The 15,169-nt window shown below is 53.1% G+C and carries 17 protein-coding genes; 7 read left to right on the top strand and 10 right to left on the bottom strand.

Going from position 1 to position 15,169, the window contains the following annotated elements; all coding sequences use genetic code 11:
- Nucleotides 1–114 precede the first annotated feature (114 nt).
- Entirely contained in the window at nt 115–606 is a 492-nt protein-coding gene (gene accB / locus B051_RS0111215; RefSeq protein ID WP_018478302.1) for an acetyl-CoA carboxylase biotin carboxyl carrier protein, read from the bottom strand.
- Between the two features lie 4 nt (nt 607–610).
- Nucleotides 611–1,174, bottom strand: a complete 564-nt coding sequence (efp, locus tag B051_RS0111210) for an elongation factor P (protein ID WP_026236341.1) — start codon at nt 1,172–1,174, stop codon at nt 611–613.
- Between the two features lie 282 nt (nt 1,175–1,456).
- On the opposite strand from efp, the gene B051_RS0111200 reads away from it, so the two are divergent.
- Nucleotides 1,457–2,719 carry a PAS domain-containing protein gene (locus tag B051_RS0111200; RefSeq protein WP_018478299.1) on the top strand — a complete coding sequence of 421 codons (1,263 nt, stop codon included), beginning with the start codon at nt 1,457–1,459 and terminating at the stop codon, nt 2,717–2,719.
- A gap of 23 nt (nt 2,720–2,742) precedes the next feature.
- Nucleotides 2,743–3,108, top strand: a complete 366-nt coding sequence (locus tag B051_RS0111195; RefSeq protein WP_033316856.1) for a CZB domain-containing protein — start codon at nt 2,743–2,745, stop codon at nt 3,106–3,108.
- Between the two features lie 80 nt (nt 3,109–3,188).
- Here the strand turns inward: B051_RS0111195 and B051_RS0111190 are convergent, their stop codons facing one another.
- From B051_RS0111190 to B051_RS0111165, 6 genes are all read right to left on the bottom strand, one after another.
- Complete coding sequence (locus B051_RS0111190; RefSeq protein ID WP_018478297.1) at nt 3,189–4,187, bottom strand: beta-ketoacyl-ACP synthase III; 999 nt, start codon at nt 4,185–4,187, stop codon at nt 3,189–3,191.
- Between the two features lie 137 nt (nt 4,188–4,324).
- A complete protein-coding gene (gene plsX / locus B051_RS0111185; protein ID WP_018478296.1) occupies nt 4,325–5,266 on the bottom strand; it encodes a phosphate acyltransferase PlsX in 942 nt (313 codons plus the stop codon).
- A gap of 51 nt (nt 5,267–5,317) precedes the next feature.
- Nucleotides 5,318–5,515, bottom strand: coding sequence for a 50S ribosomal protein L32 (rpmF, locus tag B051_RS0111180; protein WP_007658910.1), 198 nt, complete (start codon nt 5,513–5,515; stop codon nt 5,318–5,320).
- Between the two features lie 54 nt (nt 5,516–5,569).
- Nucleotides 5,570–6,112: a YceD family protein gene (locus B051_RS0111175; RefSeq protein ID WP_018478295.1), complete on the bottom strand. Its 543-nt coding sequence runs from the start codon at nt 6,110–6,112 to the stop codon at nt 5,570–5,572.
- Between the two features lie 62 nt (nt 6,113–6,174).
- Nucleotides 6,175–7,200, bottom strand: coding sequence for a 4-hydroxythreonine-4-phosphate dehydrogenase PdxA (pdxA, locus tag B051_RS0111170; protein ID WP_018478294.1), 1,026 nt, complete (start codon nt 7,198–7,200; stop codon nt 6,175–6,177).
- Nucleotides 7,201–7,206: 6 nt separating this feature from the next.
- Nucleotides 7,207–8,640: a leucyl aminopeptidase family protein gene (locus B051_RS0111165; protein ID WP_018478293.1), complete on the bottom strand. Its 1,434-nt coding sequence runs from the start codon at nt 8,638–8,640 to the stop codon at nt 7,207–7,209.
- Nucleotides 8,641–8,799: 159 nt separating this feature from the next.
- On the opposite strand from B051_RS0111165, the gene rsmA reads away from it, so the two are divergent.
- The 5 genes from rsmA (at nt 8,800) to B051_RS0111140 (ending at nt 13,254) form a co-directional block, all read left to right on the top strand.
- The gene (gene rsmA / locus B051_RS0111160) at nt 8,800–9,579 is read left to right on the top strand and encodes a 16S rRNA (adenine(1518)-N(6)/adenine(1519)-N(6))-dimethyltransferase RsmA (protein ID WP_018478292.1); all 780 of its coding nucleotides are present in this window, start codon (nt 8,800–8,802) and stop codon (nt 9,577–9,579) included.
- A 3-nt stretch (nt 9,580–9,582) separates the two neighbouring features.
- Entirely contained in the window at nt 9,583–10,935 is a 1,353-nt protein-coding gene (gene mgtE / locus B051_RS0111155; protein WP_018478291.1) for a magnesium transporter, read from the top strand.
- A gap of 108 nt (nt 10,936–11,043) precedes the next feature.
- Nucleotides 11,044–11,994 (top strand): NAD(P)-dependent oxidoreductase, encoded by a 951-nt coding sequence (locus tag B051_RS0111150; RefSeq protein ID WP_018478290.1) that lies wholly within the window; start codon nt 11,044–11,046, stop codon nt 11,992–11,994.
- Between the two features lie 379 nt (nt 11,995–12,373).
- On the top strand, nt 12,374–12,847 hold the full coding sequence (gene greA / locus B051_RS0111145) for a transcription elongation factor GreA (protein WP_018478289.1): 474 nt from the start codon (nt 12,374–12,376) through the stop codon (nt 12,845–12,847).
- A 5-nt stretch (nt 12,848–12,852) separates the two neighbouring features.
- Nucleotides 12,853–13,254, top strand: a complete 402-nt coding sequence (locus B051_RS0111140; protein WP_018478288.1) for an HIT family protein — start codon at nt 12,853–12,855, stop codon at nt 13,252–13,254.
- A 71-nt stretch (nt 13,255–13,325) separates the two neighbouring features.
- Here the strand turns inward: B051_RS0111140 and B051_RS0111135 are convergent, their stop codons facing one another.
- Nucleotides 13,326–14,390 (bottom strand): MlaD family protein, encoded by a 1,065-nt coding sequence (locus B051_RS0111135; protein ID WP_018478287.1) that lies wholly within the window; start codon nt 14,388–14,390, stop codon nt 13,326–13,328.
- Entirely contained in the window at nt 14,391–15,164 is a 774-nt protein-coding gene (locus B051_RS0111130) for an ABC transporter ATP-binding protein (protein ID WP_018478286.1), read from the bottom strand.
- Between the last annotated feature and the right edge of the window lie 5 nt (nt 15,165–15,169).

Raw genomic sequence — 15,169 nt, 5'->3', positions numbered from 1 at the left:
GGGATTCGAAGATTTGGAAATGTGGAGGTTCTACATGTTAAAAATGAGGAAGAGGAGCCCCAGTTCGCAACTCCAATTCCTCATCTTCACATTTTCAAATTCTCAGACTTGATGTTAGCTAGGGTCTACCAGGAACAGCGGCTGATCGTACTCAACCGGCGTGGAGTTGTCTACCAGCACTTTCACGATTTTGCCTGAAACCTCGGACTCTATCTCATTGAACAGCTTCATGGCCTCAATGATGCAGATGACCTGACCCTTCTTCACCTCATCGCCCACGTTCACAAACGCTGGCTTGTCAGGGCTGGAGGAGCGGTAGAATGTACCAATCATAGGTGCCTTGATGGCGATGTACTTGCTGTCGTCGTTGGCTGGGGCGGCTGCCGGTGCCTGTAGTGCAGCGGCAGGGGCTGGTGCAGCGGACTGTGGTAGTGCCGGAGCTGCAGCGGGGGCCGTAGGCGCTGCCTGAGCCGACTCCACATACTTTATTTTCTGGTCTGGGTCACGCTTCACTGAGATTTTGAACTCTTCTGTCTCAATGTTCACTTTATTCAAACCAGATTTGGCGATAAAGTCGATAAGGTCCTGGATTTCTTTAGCTTTCATGTTTTTATTTTACTCTCTCTGCGTAAGAATAAGTACGTGTGTCTACTTTTATTTTTTCGTCCTGGCCAATGAACAAAGGCACCTGAATGGTGGCGCCCGTCTCCACAATGGCTGGTTTGGAGGCATTGGTGGCGGTGTCGCCTTTCAGACCAGGTTCTGTATACGTAATGGTCAGCTCTACGAAAGGAGGTATTTCACAGGTAAGCGGCGTCTCGGTCTCGGCATGGAACAGGATTGTCACTTCCTGGCCTTCCTTCATCAGGTCAGCGAAGGGTACCATTCGCTCTTCCAGGGCAACCTGCTCGAACGTGTTCATGTCCATGAAGTTGTAGCCCAGGTCATCCTTGTAGATGAACTGGTGGGGTCGCTGCTCAACACGGGCTGTCGTGATTTTATGTCCGGCGGAAAACGTGTTGTCCACTACTTTTCCTGTCTTGATATTGCGAAGCTTTGTTCTTACAAAGGCCGGTCCTTTGCCTGGCTTTACGTGCTGAAACTCAATGACAACATAAAGGTCGTTGTTGAATTCCATGCACAGTCCGTTTCTGATATCAGCTGTGGTTGCCATAGTAACTATTAAATTGAATTGGAACGTTAAAAGTATAGCTCAAATTGCTGTTCTGCAAACAAAGTTAGATAATCTGCTGAAAAAGTATCTAAAAAAGGACGATTCCTTCTGCTACAAGAAGGTATGCCACCCCATGATTTATCTGATTGTTTTCCTGTGGAAGATGATTTTAAGGCTGTAATGCCTAACTTGCCATGCAGCCAGCCTGATGCGGGGCATACCTGCTTGGTGCATGGCGAACAGAGCCCCGTGCTTATCTCAGTCAGTAACCTTGATTCACCTATGGATTTCAATCACATATTCGAAAATATACCTGAAGCGATTGTAGTGATTTCCCCGGAGTTTAAGATTTTGGGGGCAACAAATAAGTACCTGGAAACGACCATGCGCCAGCGGGAGGACATCATGGGCAAACACTTCCTGCTGGAAGCCTACCCGGACAAAGACGTACCCTATGAAGAGAACCCGGTGCGCATCTCCATCGACAAGGCCATCCAGAACAAACAGGAGGAGTGGCTGGATGTGATACGCTACGACCTGGCCAAACCGGAGGGCGGTTACGAAATAAGGTATTGGGAGGCTTCGCATACCCCGGTTTTGGACGCGGACGGTAACGTGGCTTACCTGGTGCAGGTGACGAAAGACGTGACGGAAAGGGAGCAGGCCCGCGAGGCCTTGCAGCAAAGCGAGATGAAGTTCCGCTTCATGGCAGATGCTATGCCCCAACTCATAGATGCCGATGACGCGGAGGGGAATTCCACTTATTTCAACAAGCGATGGGAATCCTATACCGGTATACCTGTTGACAAACTACTCGATGGTGGCTGGAGGCAGGCTATCCATCCCGATGACCTGCCGCAAGCGAGTGCCAACTGGGAACAGGCCCACAGAGCAGGGGAGGAGAGCCAGGTGGAGCTCCGGATTCGGGATGCAGCCGGCGACTACCGCTGGCACCTGAGCCGCTACCTACCCATGTACAGCGAAAACGGCAGTATACTCATGTGGATAGGCAGCTGCAGCGACATCCACGACATGAAAAAGATGGTGCAGGAACTGCTGGCCTCCAACGAGCAGATGTCGGAGTTGGCAGACCAGGTGCAGCTCGCCTATAAGAAGGCGGAGGCCGAAAGGCTGACCTTGGAGCGTCTCATCATGCAGGCCCCTACCTTCTTCGCCATCCTCAAGGGACCAGAACACCGCTATGAGCTGCTCAACGACAAGTACCAGGCCCTGTTCCCACACCTGGACCTGATTGGCAAGTCCGTGGCTGAAGTGCTGCCGGAAATAGAAGAACAAGGCTTTGTGAAGGTGTTGGATGAGGTATACAGCAAAGGCGAAGCCTATGAAGCAGAAGACATCATTGTCAAAATTGCCAATGCTGAGGGAGTGCTGGAGGATAATTACCTGACGTTCGTTTTCCAACCCCTCTTTGATGAGCACGGGAAAATACACGGTATACTAGTGGTAGGCTACAACGTGACAGATAAGTTCAAGATGAAGCAGAAACTGCAGGAACTCGGTATTGAGATGGGTGCAGGCAATTGATTAGCGATGAAGGGGGAAAAGGCATGAACGCAGCGCAGGTAGATTTCCAGCAAATCCGGATTAAACACATCCTGTTTAAATCGAAGGTGCGTTCTGTGTTGTATGGAGGCTCTTTCGATGCAGTGTTCTTCTCCGATTCCGGACCCATCAACCAATGGTTTGCCACAGTAGGAAGTGCCAGGTATGGGCGTGAGCCAGAATTGGCGTCGCTGCTCAAGACGCACAACGAGCTGCAGTCCAACGCGCTGGGGCTGTTCTCGCTATACCGGAACGGCAAAATAGACCAGGCCCAGAATGGCATGAAGGACATAGAGAAGCTTTCTGACAGGTTCCAGAGTCTCCTGACCCAAGTGGAGAGCAGGCTGGCGCTGAAACCAGATGTCGTGTGACAGCAGCATGTAATGCATACCTTCATAAACAGGAAAAGCGGCTTAGGGCCGCTTTTCCTGTTTATGAAGGTATAAAGTGATTATTTCGGGTCATAAGCCCACTTGATATAGATGGCACCCCAAGTGAATCCTCCGCCAAAGGCAGCCAATATGATGTTGTCGCCCTTCTTGAGTTGGCTCTCATACTCCCACAGGCAAAGCGGAATGGTGCCGCTGGTGGTGTTGCCGTACTTCTGGATGTTGAGCATCACCTTGTCGCTGCCTATACCCATGCGGTTGGCCGTCGCGTCAATAATGCGCTTGTTTGCCTGGTGCGGTACCAGCCAAGCCACATCTTCAGACCTCAGGTTGTTGCGCTCCATCACCTCAGCCGATACGTCTGCCATACCTTTCACAGCGAATTTGAACACCTGCTGTCCTTCCTGGTAGGCGAAGTGCTCACGTGCCAGTACCGTGTCCACAGTGGCAGGTTTGCGGCTGCCGCCGGCCTTCATATGCAGGAACTGTGCGCCTGTGCCGTCTGACTTCAGCACGGAATCCTGCACGCCGTAGCCTTCGGTGTTCGGCTCCAGCATGATGGCACCGCCGCCGTCGCCAAATATGATACAGGTGGCCCGGTCGGTATAGTCGATGATAGAAGACATTTTGTCGGCACCTACTACAATTACTTTTTTGTATTGGCCCGATTCGATGAACTTGGAAGCTGTGGCCACCGCGAACAGAAATCCGGAGCAGGCTGCCTGCAAGTCATACCCGAATGCGTTCACAGCGCCTACCTCAGCCGTTATCAGGTTAGCTGTGGCCGGAAACACCATGTCAGGCGTGGTGGTAGCGCAAATCAGCAACTCTACCTCTTCGGGTTTGGTATTCGTTTTCTTGAGTAAGTCCAGAACTGCCGGCACGGCGATGTGAGATGTGCCCTTGCCCTCGCCTTTCAGGATACGCCTTTCTTTGATGCCGGTACGGGAGAGAATCCACTCATCGTTCGTCTCCACCATGGTCTCCAGTTCCTGGTTGGTAAGGATGTAATCGGGAACATAGCCACTCACACCAGTTATAGCGGCAGTAATTTTACTCATCTTGAAAGGGTCTTTTGTGTTGGAAGTTTAAGACGGCAATATAACAAAAAACTTGGCACAAACTGCCAGTACCTTAAAAAGAGTAACTGTTGCAGTTTATGCCAAGCAGTATAAGTTTTGCCCTTAGGGCCAGTGCACTAAGCGCTGATATTCTTCTTGAAGCGTTCAGAAAGGTTAGAGGCCACCATCTTCTGGGCCTGCAGCACCATGTTGCACACCGCCAGTGGGGTGGACACGCCATGGCCTATTACAGCATTGCCGTTGATGCCCAAAATCGGGCTGCCGCCTACTGCCTCGTAGTTGAACTTATCGAAGAACGGGTCGTGCATGTTCTTCTCGTGGAGGATGTCATAGATAGACTCCGCCATTTTGAGGATGATGTTGCCGGTATAGCCGTCACACACAATCACATCGGCCTTGTCGTTGAACATATCGCGTCCCTCGATGTTGCCGATGAAGTTGATGTTCGGGTTCACCTTGAGGCGCTGGTAGGCCGCCTGTGTGTTCACAGTGCCCTTGCCTTCCTCTTCCCCAAGGTTCATCAAACCAACTTTCGGGTTCTCTATTTCCAGCACGTACTTGGCGTAGATGGAGCCAATCTCACCGAACTGCTCCAGTACCTCTGGCTTGCAGTCAGCGTTGGCGCCTACGTCCAGCATGATGCCGAAGCCTCCGTTGAGTTTAGGAACCAGTCCGCCGATGGATGGCCGTAGGATGCCTTCCACGGCTTTTACGCTGAACATGGCCCCTACCAGCATGGCTCCGGTGTTGCCGGTGCTGCAAAAAGCATGTGCTTTTCCAGCCTTCAGCAAACCATATCCAACTGCGATGCTGGAGTCCGGTTTCTGGGTAAGTGCCTTGGTGGGGTGTTCCCCCATCTCAATCACCTGGGTGGCGTTAACCACTTTTATACCAGAACCCGCATAACCATACTCTTTCAGCAGCTGAGTCAGAATGTCTTCCTTGCCTATCAGCAGGATTTCATAATCTTCTTCGAGCTGCTCTGCGGCTAACATGGCACCCTTCACATTTGCTTCAGGTGCATAGTCGCCGCCCATAGCGTCCAGGGCGATTCTCATGTACTGGATGAAGTTAAATTATACAGAACTGAAACGGAGTACAGGCTAAGCTTACTGAGCGTTAGTTGTATAATTTTTGATAGCCAGCTTGCCTTTGTGGTACAGGTCGCCTTCTACCACGTACGCGTGGTGGAACAGGTGAGGCGTGTCTGTAGTAGGGCAGATAGCGATAGCTTTCTCAGAAAGTTTTTGGTGAGTTCTTCTCTTATCTCTTCTGGTCTTCGAAATCTTGCGTTTAGGATGTGCCATTTTTAGTTAAAGATTTACTTGCTGTTATTTAATAATTTTTAATTCTACTGCTTGTTAGTTCAGGTTCTTGAGCGCATCCCAGCGTGGGTCGGTATCATCGTCATCGCCGTCGTCGTCACTTTCACTGCCTCCTGACTTGCGCGAGGAGTAAATCAGGATATCCTGTTCGTTGTCCTCGTCCGCTTCCTGCAGGAAGCGAGGGTGCAACTTTTTCATCGGGAGCGACAGGCCTACGTAATCATATAGGTGCTGTGCCACGTTGAGTACTTGTGTGTCAGGCGTGATCTGCCACATGTCATCGTCCAGCTCTGCATTCTCCGGGCCATACTTGATGCGCATGGTCTCCTCCACGTCCACCGGCTGGTCAAACTCCTCCAGACTGCGGTCACAGGTGAGGCGCACATGCCCTTTGATGTCAAAATGCAGCGTCAGCAGCGATTCAGTCTTGTCGAGCTCCACTTTCGCCAGAAGCTTTCCCCCCAGTATTATCTCCTGCTCAAACAAAGCAAAGAATGAATCGTCCATCTCAAACTCGTACGCATGCTTTTTGTTGCTGAGTTTGTCGATGCCGATTTCGTAGTCTCTAAGCTTCTTCACTACCGTTTTTTTATTGCAAGATGCAAAATTAGAACATTATTCTGACAAATAAAATAGCTGCCTTATTTAAGAACAGCCTTTTGTTCTGCCTGGCGCTTCTTTATGATGTCGCAGGCAAGGAACAACGCCTCCCGGAAAGAGGTTTCATCCGCCACGTGTTTGCCGGCTATGTCATAGGCGGTGCCGTGGTCAGGGGAGGTGCGCACAATGGGCAGCCCCGCCGTATAGTTCACGCCGCTCTCCATCGCCAGCGTCTTGAACGGGATAAGGCCCTGGTCGTGGTACATGGACAGCACGGCGTCGAACTGCGTGTACTGGCGCATGCCGAAGAAGCCGTCGGCCGGGTAGGGGCCGAACACCAGGTGGCCTTTCTCCTTCAGGTGCAGCACGGCCGGACGAATGATGTCAGTCTCCTCGTTGCCCAGCAGGCCCTTTTCCCCGGCGTGCGGGTTAAGGCCCAAGACCGCGATGCGAGGCTTGAGTATACCAAAATCCTTGCGCAGCGACTCCTGCAGGATGGTGATTTTGCGGATGATGAGGTCGAAGTTGAGTCTGCTCGCCACGTCCTTGACAGGTATGTGACCAGTTACGGTAGCCACGCGAAGGGTGTCGCTCACGAGCAGCATCAGGCTTTCAGGTGCATCGAAGTAGGAGGTGAGAAACTCGGTATGGCCTGGAAACTTGAACTCCTCCGCCTGGATGTTGTCCTTGTCAATCGGGGCGGTCACTAGACCATCCAGCATACCAGCTTTCAAGTCTCTGCAGGCGGCCAGCAGGGAATCCAGTGACGCTTTGCCCGATTCGGGCTTGGGTATACCTGGCTCTATCTCGATATCTTCCTCCCAGCAGTTAATCAGGTTCACCTTTTTCGGCACCAGGTCCAGGGCCGTGGGCACCTGCTGGTAGTGGAAGTGTTCGGCGCTCAGGGCTTTGCGTACTTTGTTGATGACTCCGGCAGACGCGTAGATGACAGGCGTGCAGAAGTTGAGGATGCGTTGGTCTGATAATGTCTTGACGATGATCTCGGGCCCGATGCCGTTGGTGTCGCCTATGCTTATACCTAGTTTTGCTTTGTATCTGTTGTCCATTGGTTCTTAGTTAGCCAAAGAGCTAAGGTAGTTGTAAATGAGGCGCACGCCGGAGCCGGTGGCCAGCTTGCCTCGGTAGGAGTCTTCGCCCAGCAGGTAGGCCGTGCCGGCGATATCGAAGTGCACCCACGGGTAATCGGTGAAGTATTCTAAGAATACGCCAGCGGAGATGGCGCCCGCCTCGGCACCGCCCAGGTTCTTGATGTCCGCGATGTCGGATTCGATGTGCTTCTTGTACTCGTCCCACAGCGGAAACTCCACGATGCGTTCGTGCTCTTCCTCGCCGGCCCTTTTCAAGGCGGCCATTACGTCATCGCCGGCGTTGCTCATGGCCACCAGGCCTTCTTTTCCGATGGCGCGTGCCGCGGCTCCTGTCAGAGTGGCCATGTCAATTACTAACTCTGGCTTATACTTTTGCGCAAAGCTTAGGGCGTCGGCCAGAATCAGGCGGCCTTCGGCATCGGTGTTGAGTACCTCCACGGTCATGCCATTGTGCATGGTCAGCACGTCGCCAGGAGCGTAAGCCTTGCCGCCCGGACGGTTGTCAGTGGCAGGTATAAGCGCGATGACGTGCAGCTGTATGTTGTTCTTCGCCAGGGCATACAACACGCCGGCCACAGCGGCGGCACCGGCCATGTCCGACTTCATGTAGTCCATGGACTGCGGCGTTGGCTTCAGGCTAAGGCCGCCGGTATCGTACACAACGCCTTTGCCCACTAGCACATAGGGCTTCTGGTTGGTGGCGCCTTCTGGTTTCCACTCCAATATATTAAAGGTAGGCGGCTCCTCGCTGCCTTGGTTCACGGCCAGCAGGCCGCCCATCTTCAGCGACTGTATCTGCAGTTCGTCGAACACCTGGGTCGTGAAGCCGGCGCTTTCACCCAACTCCACCAGCTGCTCACTGAACTGAGAGGCGGATTGGTGGCTGTTCGGTTCGTTCACTAGGTCGCGGGTGATGGTTACAGCATCCAGCACGTTCTGCAGCTCCAGCACATCGAACTCCGACAGGTTCTCATCTGTGAGCACGATGGTCTGCAGTGGGCTCGGTTTGCTGTTTCTGGTCTTGTATTTCTGGAATTGGTAGTTGCTTAGGTAGAGGCCTTCGGCCAGATAGGGGCTGAAGTTGCTGTTGGTGAGGTCCTGGATGGCCAGCTCTTCCACCTTATCAGTCTTGAGTTGCTTGAGCAAGGTATAGCCAGACTGGCGCATCGCCTCTTTAGCAGCGTTTTCGGTCTTAGCATCCTTGGTTACGACCAGGTATAGACGCTGCGTGTAGCGGTTCAGCGTGATGATCTTCGCCTCCGCCTCCAGCTGCCGCTGCACATAAGCCGCCTCGTCGGCATTCAGTTCTGACAGGGAGCCTGCCTGGTCCGCCCGCACAATCAGGGCAACGTCTGTATTTTTACCTACCGATGTATTGTATTTGAGTTGTGTTGGCATTTGTCGTTCGTATCTTTGAGTGCGCAATATAGTAAGTATATAGTTCAATGCGAAAAAGCGACTGGGCCCCATATAGCCCCTGCAGCACGCATATACATTAAGGTATAACGGTATTCGGCGGAAAAGTATAATTTCCGGCGGGTTCATAAAGAGCACAACGTGAGCAAAGTAAGTCCAAAGAAGCACCTGGGCCAGCACTTCCTGGTAGACCAGAACATAGCCCGCAAGATTGTGGAGCAGCTGACCCTGCCCGGCGGGGTGCCCGATGTGCTGGAAATAGGTCCCGGTATGGGCGTGCTCACGCAGTACCTGCTGCAGCATAAGGAATACCGGACCACCGTGGTGGACATCGACCGCGAATCCATCGCTTACCTCAAGGAGCACTTCCCGGCTTTGCAGGACCGCATCATCTCGGCCGACTTCCTGAAGACCGATTTGAGCCAGCTGTTCCCAGGCAAGTTCGCCGTCATCGGCAACTTCCCTTACAACATCTCCAGCCAGATATTCTTTAAGGTGCTTGAGCATCGCGACGTAGTGCCCGAAGTGGTCTGCATGATTCAGAAGGAGGTGGCTGAGCGACTGGCGGCACCTCCGGGCTCCAAGGTATACGGCATCCTGAGCGTGCTGCTGCAGACCTTCTATACCATCGACTACAAATTTACGGTGCACGAGCACGTGTTCCATCCGCCGCCCAAAGTCAAGTCGGGCGTCATCAGCTTGGTGCGCAACGGGCGCGAGAGCCTGCCCTGTGATGAGAAGCTGTTTTTCAGCGTGGTGAAGCTGAGTTTCGGAACCAGGCGCAAAACGCTCCGTAACTGCCTCAAGACGTACAACTTGCCACCCGAGGTGGCGGCGCTGCCCGTGTTCGACAAAAGGGCGGAGCAGCTGTCGGTAGAGGATTTCATTCAATTGACCCAACTCATAGAGCAGAACATGTAAGCCATGCAGGTAGAAATCACACGCGACTACATTGACCAGGTTGAAGAGGCGATAGCACGCGATGACAGGTCGTTCATACTGGAGACGATGTCGGACATGTATCCGGCTGACATCACCACTGTGCTGTATGAGCTGGACACGAATGAGTCGAAGTACGTGCTGGACCTGCTGCCACCGGAGGTAGGGGCCGAGATACTCAGCGACCTAGACTACGACATCCGCACTGATTTCCTGCAGTATTTCACCAGCCAGGAGATAGCCCGCTACGTCAACCTGATGGACTCGGATGACGCGGTGGACATCCTGAACGAGCAGAATGTGCAGCGCCGCGAGGAGGTTATCGCCCTGCTCGACAACGAGGAGAAGGCTGAGGACATCCTGGACCTGCTGCACTACGAAGAAGACTGCGCGGGTGGTCTGATGGCGAAGGAGCTCATCAAGGTGAACATCAACTGGCGGGTGCGGCAGTGCATTGAGGAGATTCGCCGGCAGGCCGAAGATGTGGAGCGCATCTATACCGTGTATGTGGTGGACAACCGCGACATCCTGGTGGGACGCCTAAGTATAAAGGCCCTGCTGCTTTCTAAAGATGACAAACTGGTGAAGGACATCTACAACCCGGACGTCATATCTATTGAGTCTTTCCGGGACGAGAACGAGGTGGTGAGCGTGATGCAGAAGTACGACCTGGAAGCTATACCTGTGGTGAACATTCAGGGCAGGCTGCTGGGCCGCATCACCATTGACGACGTGATTGACGTGATGCAGGAGCAGGCCGAACTCAGCCGGCAGCTCATGACGGGTATCACTGAGAACGTGGAGGAAGACGATAGCGTGTTCCGGATTTCGCGCTCCCGTATACCCTGGCTGATTATCGGGATGGTGGGCGGTCTGCTGGCTGCCCAGTTCATGGGCTTCTTTGAGGCGGATATCGCCATTCTTCCGGCACTTGCCCTGTTCGTGCCGCTGATTACGGCCACGGGCGGAAACGTAGGCATACAGTCCTCGTCTATCATCATCCAAACCTTGTCATCTAACGCGGTGATTTTCGAGAACTTCGCCCAGCGTATTTTCAAGCTCATCATGGTGGCCTTGCTGAACGCGCTCATCATATCGGCGCTCGTGTTTGGCTTCACCTATCTGTTCCGCCAGGATTTCAAGTTGTCGCTGGTGGTGTCGGTGGCCCTGTTTTCGGTGGTCATGCTGGCCTCGCTGATGGGTACGCTGACCCCGATGGTGCTGGACAAGTTCGGCATAAACCCTGCCGTAGCCGCCGGCCCCTTTATCACCACCGCCAACGATTTATTGGGGCTGGCCATTTACTTTGGCGTGGCGCACATGCTCTATGAGCTGTAGGGAGTAGCAATAGCTACTTCACAACCACTACTACAGCGCTGAGATCATAACAGAGTGCACCCAATCGCCTGTTTCTTTAAATTTGTCTTCCACCAAAGCGTAATCCTTATGCCTGTACGCATACTCATCATTGATGAAATCCACCCTAGCCTGTTCCCGATGCTGGAAGGTATAGGTATGGAGGCGGAGTACAAACCAGATATAAAACCTGCGGAGGTATGCGAGGCGCTGGTGGGCTTCGATGGGCTGATTGTGCGGAGCAAGATGCGCATCACCGCCGATACCATTCGGCTGGCAGACAGGCTTAAGTTCGTGGCGAGGGCCGGGGCAGGCGTCGACAACATTGATGCGGAGGCGCTGCAGGCGCGCGGAATTGCCTTGCTGGGTGCCAATGAGGGAAACCGGCAGGCGGTAGGAGAGCACGCGCTAGGTATGCTGCTGAGCCTGCTGCGCAACATCAGCCGGGGCGACCGACAGGTACGCAATAAGGTATGGCAGCGCGAAGAGAACCGGGGGGAGGAGATAAGCGGCAAGACCGTGGGCATCATCGGGTATGGCAACATGGGGCAGAGTCTGGCGCGTGTGCTGAGTGGCTTCGGGGGCCGCATCATCGCCTACGACCGCTACGTCCCCGAGAAAATAACAAGCCCAGCAGAAGCCGTTTCGCTGGAGGAACTGCAGCGCCAGGCCGATATTGTGAGTCTGCACATACCTTACATACCGGAGAACCGGACCTTCGCTAACGATGCTTTCTTTCAGGCCTTCCAGAAGCGCATCTGGTTCATGAACACATCGCGCGGCGAGGTGGTGGACCAGGCGGCGCTGGTGCACCACCTGAGGGCCGGAACCGTGAAAGGGGCGGCATTGGACGTGCTGGAAAATGAGAAGCTCCATACCTTGACAGAACAGCAGCTCCAAAGTTTCAACTACCTGGCCAACTCCGAGAATGTCGTCCTCACCCCGCATATCGCCGGTTGGACGCACGAGTCTTACGTGCAAATAAACCAAGTGCTCGTAGAGAAGATAGCCAGGTTGAAGGAGACAGGAAGACTGGGATAGACGGCTATACCTTGTGTGGTAGGGGCCATTGAAATGTCAGCGCTACCGAAAATCTGACTGCCTACTTTTTATCCCCTCAGTCGTATAACAAGGAGTGAAAACACCTTCTAACTGGTGCAGGTAGGCAAGAATAACTATCCTGAAAATATACTTGTAAATAAAAACTTTGTATATTTGTCTCAGACGGAAGGTGCGGGGGAAGCCCGCTAAACCACTTCCTGAACAGAATAAAGGTTCTGAAGCATGGAACAGCTGCCTCCTCTGATGGGGCAGATTTAGAGAAGCTTTCATTAATCACCAACATATTTGGCAAAAAGAACGGTTATGTGCGACATAGCCGTTCTTTTTGTTTTTGTGTTTTAAAACGTCAAGACCAAACATGAGCAACATTTCTTATTACACGGCAGAAGGTTTACAGAAACTGAAGGACGAACTGGCCGAGCTCAAAACAAAAGGCCGTGCCGAGGTGGCGCGCCAGCTGGCAGAGGCACGCGACAAAGGGGACCTCAGCGAGAACGCCGAATACGACGCCGCCAAGGATGCACAGGGTCACCTGGAACTCAAAATCGCCAAGCTGGAGGAAGTGGTGGGCAACGCCCGCCTCATCGACGAGACGAACCTGGACACGAGCAAGGCACTCATCCTGTCCAAGGTGAAAATCAAGAACCTGAAGAACAACATGGTGATGGATTACCTATTGGTAGCAGAGGAAGAAGCGAACCTGGCCGCCGGCAAGATTTCGGTTAAATCACCAATTGGGAAGGGCCTTTTAGGTAAATCGGTCGGCGATATTGCGCACATTACCGTACCTGCAGGTAAGATTGAGTTCGAAATCCTGGAAATAAGCCGCTAATAGGTATGGAAGCATCCATCTTCACTAAAATTGTAAACGGCGAGATACCGGCCTACAAAATTGCCGAGGATGACCGCTACCTGGCCTTTCTCGACGTGTTCCCGACTACCAAGGGGCACACGCTTGTCATCCCAAAGCAGCAGATTGACTACCTCTTCGACCTGGACGATGCGCTATACCTGGGCCTGATGGCTTTTGCCAAGAAAGTGGCGGCAGCCGTTGAGAAGGCCGTTCCCTGCAAACGCATTGGGGTGGCGGTGGTCGGGCTGGAAGTGCCGCACGCACACGTGCACCTGATTCCCATCAACAAGATGGCAGACATGAACTTCGCCAACAAGCAGAAGTTCAGCAAAGAAGAATTTGAAGAAGTGGCGGAGAAAATCCGCCAGGCATACGCTGCATCCTAAGGTATAGCAGGTATATAAAACGAGAAGGGGCGAATCTCAACGATTCGCCCCTTCTCGTTTTATGTTTTGAACTACTGCTTCTGCTGAAGCGTGTCCTGCCGTTGTTGGCGGATGGTGTCCTGTGGCTGCACCTGCTGTACAGGTTGCACCGGCTGCTGCTCCAGGCGTTTGGCCTCTTCCTTGGCCTGCTTTCGGAAGAAGCCACGCAGCAGGAAGTTGTTCTGCAGCGCCTGCATGTTCTGGTCGAATTTCTGCGTGCTTGTTTCCAGGTTCTGCATCGTGCTCTGCAGTTGCTTGGCGAATTCCTGGTCGTTGAGGAGCACACCTACCGCGTTGTTGTTGTTGTTCAACCTGTTGGTAGTCGTGCGCAGGTTCTCTGTGATTTCATTGGCCGAAGCGGTTGCTTCTTCCAGTTGCGCCATGGATGTCTTCAATTGCTCAAATACCTCTTTGTCCGTCATCAGTTCGTTGGCCAGTCCGCCCGGCGTGTTCAGCTTGGAGGTGAACTGCGAGAGGGCCTTCGATGCGTTGACCGTGCTGCGGGAAGTCTGCTGTAGGTTGGCTACCATTGTGCGCAGGTCGTTGGCCAGCGTCGAGTCCGTCATAATCGCACCCACCGTTCCTTCGCCGCGCACTATCTTGCCGCTCAGTTCCTTGAAGTCACCCGTAATCGCCACCAGGTTTTGGTTGTTTTTCTGAAGCGTCTCCATCAGGTCGTCGGTGTTGAGCGGATTCACGGCTTTCAGTACGTCACCATCACTCACCGGCGGAGCCTGTTGTGTGCCGCCATCTATCACGATGTTTTTATTGCCAATGAAGCTCTCGGAACTGATGCGGGCCAAGGCATCTTTGCGGATGTACTCCTGCACGCGCTGCTCAATGTTCATCACCACTTCCACCTGCGAGTCGCCGTAGAGGTTGATTGTTTTGATGGTGCCGATTTTCACACCGGAAAACCACACATTGTTCCCTGCCCGAAGACCTGCCACGTCATCAAAAACAGCCCGAACGGCAATGCTCTCCATAAACCGCTTCTGCTGCCCGCCCAGCGTGAAGATGCCAGCCAGGAGGATGACAATCGCCAAGAACACAAAGACGCCAACTATGATGGAACGTTTATTTTCTGAAGTGCTCATCTATTCTATAAAGTTGTAATTGTGAAATGCTTTTACGCGTTCGTCATCCGTATCGAATACTTCCTCAAATGTACCCTGCCGCTGAAACTGCCCATCCAGGAGCATCACTACGCGGTCGCCAACGGCTTTAGCGCAGGTCAGGTCGTGGGTGATGATGATGGAAGAGGTGTTGAACCGGCGCTGCACCTCGTTTATCAATTTGTTAATCTCAATACTGGTAATAGGGTCCAGGCCGGCGGTAGGCTCGTCGTACAGCATGATTTCCGGTTTGAGAATCAGCGTACGGGCAATGCCGATGCGTTTCCGCTGGCCACCGGATAACTCTGACGGCATCTGGTTCATCGCCTGCGAAAGGCCCACCGCCTCCAGCACAAAGCGGATAATCCGGTCGCGGTCCTTCTCAGTCAGCTCCTTGGAATGCCGTATTAGCGGAAACTCCAGGTTCTCCTTTACGGTCATACTGTCGTAAAGGGCGCTGTTCTGGAACGAGAAACCTATTTTAAGGCGCAGCGCGTCCAACTCCTTGGGAGATAGTCTATCTACTTCCTCCCCCAGCACATTCACGCGCCCCTCATCGGGCTTCAGAAGGCCGGAGATAATCTTGATAAGGACCGACTTACCTGTGCCGGAGCGACCCAGCACCACCAGGTTTTCGCCCTTGTACAGCTCCAGGTCCACGCCCTTGAGTACTTCGAAGTCATCAAAGGCCTTCTTCAGCCCCGTGATTTCGATGACCTTCTTTGTTCTATCTATTTTAGGGTTTATCTCTTTCATAGCCT

The sequence above is a fragment of the Pontibacter roseus DSM 17521 genome, from assembly GCF_000373265.1.
In the GTDB taxonomy this organism is placed as follows: domain Bacteria; phylum Bacteroidota; class Bacteroidia; order Cytophagales; family Hymenobacteraceae; genus Pontibacter; species Pontibacter roseus.
Note: the sequence above shows the minus strand (reverse complement) of the source record. Positions and strands in the feature narration are given on the sequence as shown.

What these genes read in the sequence shown, in the direction of transcription:
- greA (WP_018478289.1), top strand. Translation starts at nt 12,374, where the DNA reads ATGAGCAACATTTCTTATTACACGGCAGAAGGTTTACAGAAACTGAAG.
- B051_RS0111190 (WP_018478297.1), bottom strand. Translation starts at nt 4,187, where the DNA reads ATGAGTAAAATTACTGCCGCTATAACTGGTGTGAGTGGCTATGTTCCC.
- B051_RS0111195 (WP_033316856.1), top strand. Translation starts at nt 2,743, where the DNA reads ATGAACGCAGCGCAGGTAGATTTCCAGCAAATCCGGATTAAACACATC.
- B051_RS0111200 (WP_018478299.1), top strand. Translation starts at nt 1,457, where the DNA reads ATGGATTTCAATCACATATTCGAAAATATACCTGAAGCGATTGTAGTG.
- mgtE (WP_018478291.1), top strand. Translation starts at nt 9,583, where the DNA reads ATGCAGGTAGAAATCACACGCGACTACATTGACCAGGTTGAAGAGGCG.
- B051_RS0111130 (WP_018478286.1), bottom strand. Translation starts at nt 15,164, where the DNA reads ATGAAAGAGATAAACCCTAAAATAGATAGAACAAAGAAGGTCATCGAA.
- B051_RS0111150 (WP_018478290.1), top strand. Translation starts at nt 11,044, where the DNA reads ATGCCTGTACGCATACTCATCATTGATGAAATCCACCCTAGCCTGTTC.
- B051_RS0111140 (WP_018478288.1), top strand. Translation starts at nt 12,853, where the DNA reads ATGGAAGCATCCATCTTCACTAAAATTGTAAACGGCGAGATACCGGCC.
- rpmF (WP_007658910.1), bottom strand. Translation starts at nt 5,515, where the DNA reads ATGGCACATCCTAAACGCAAGATTTCGAAGACCAGAAGAGATAAGAGA.
- B051_RS0111135 (WP_018478287.1), bottom strand. Translation starts at nt 14,390, where the DNA reads ATGAGCACTTCAGAAAATAAACGTTCCATCATAGTTGGCGTCTTTGTG.
- B051_RS0111165 (WP_018478293.1), bottom strand. Translation starts at nt 8,640, where the DNA reads ATGCCAACACAACTCAAATACAATACATCGGTAGGTAAAAATACAGAC.
- plsX (WP_018478296.1), bottom strand. Translation starts at nt 5,266, where the DNA reads ATGAGAATCGCCCTGGACGCTATGGGCGGCGACTATGCACCTGAAGCA.
- accB (WP_018478302.1), bottom strand. Translation starts at nt 606, where the DNA reads ATGAAAGCTAAAGAAATCCAGGACCTTATCGACTTTATCGCCAAATCT.
- efp (WP_026236341.1), bottom strand. Translation starts at nt 1,174, where the DNA reads ATGGCAACCACAGCTGATATCAGAAACGGACTGTGCATGGAATTCAAC.
- pdxA (WP_018478294.1), bottom strand. Translation starts at nt 7,200, where the DNA reads ATGGACAACAGATACAAAGCAAAACTAGGTATAAGCATAGGCGACACC.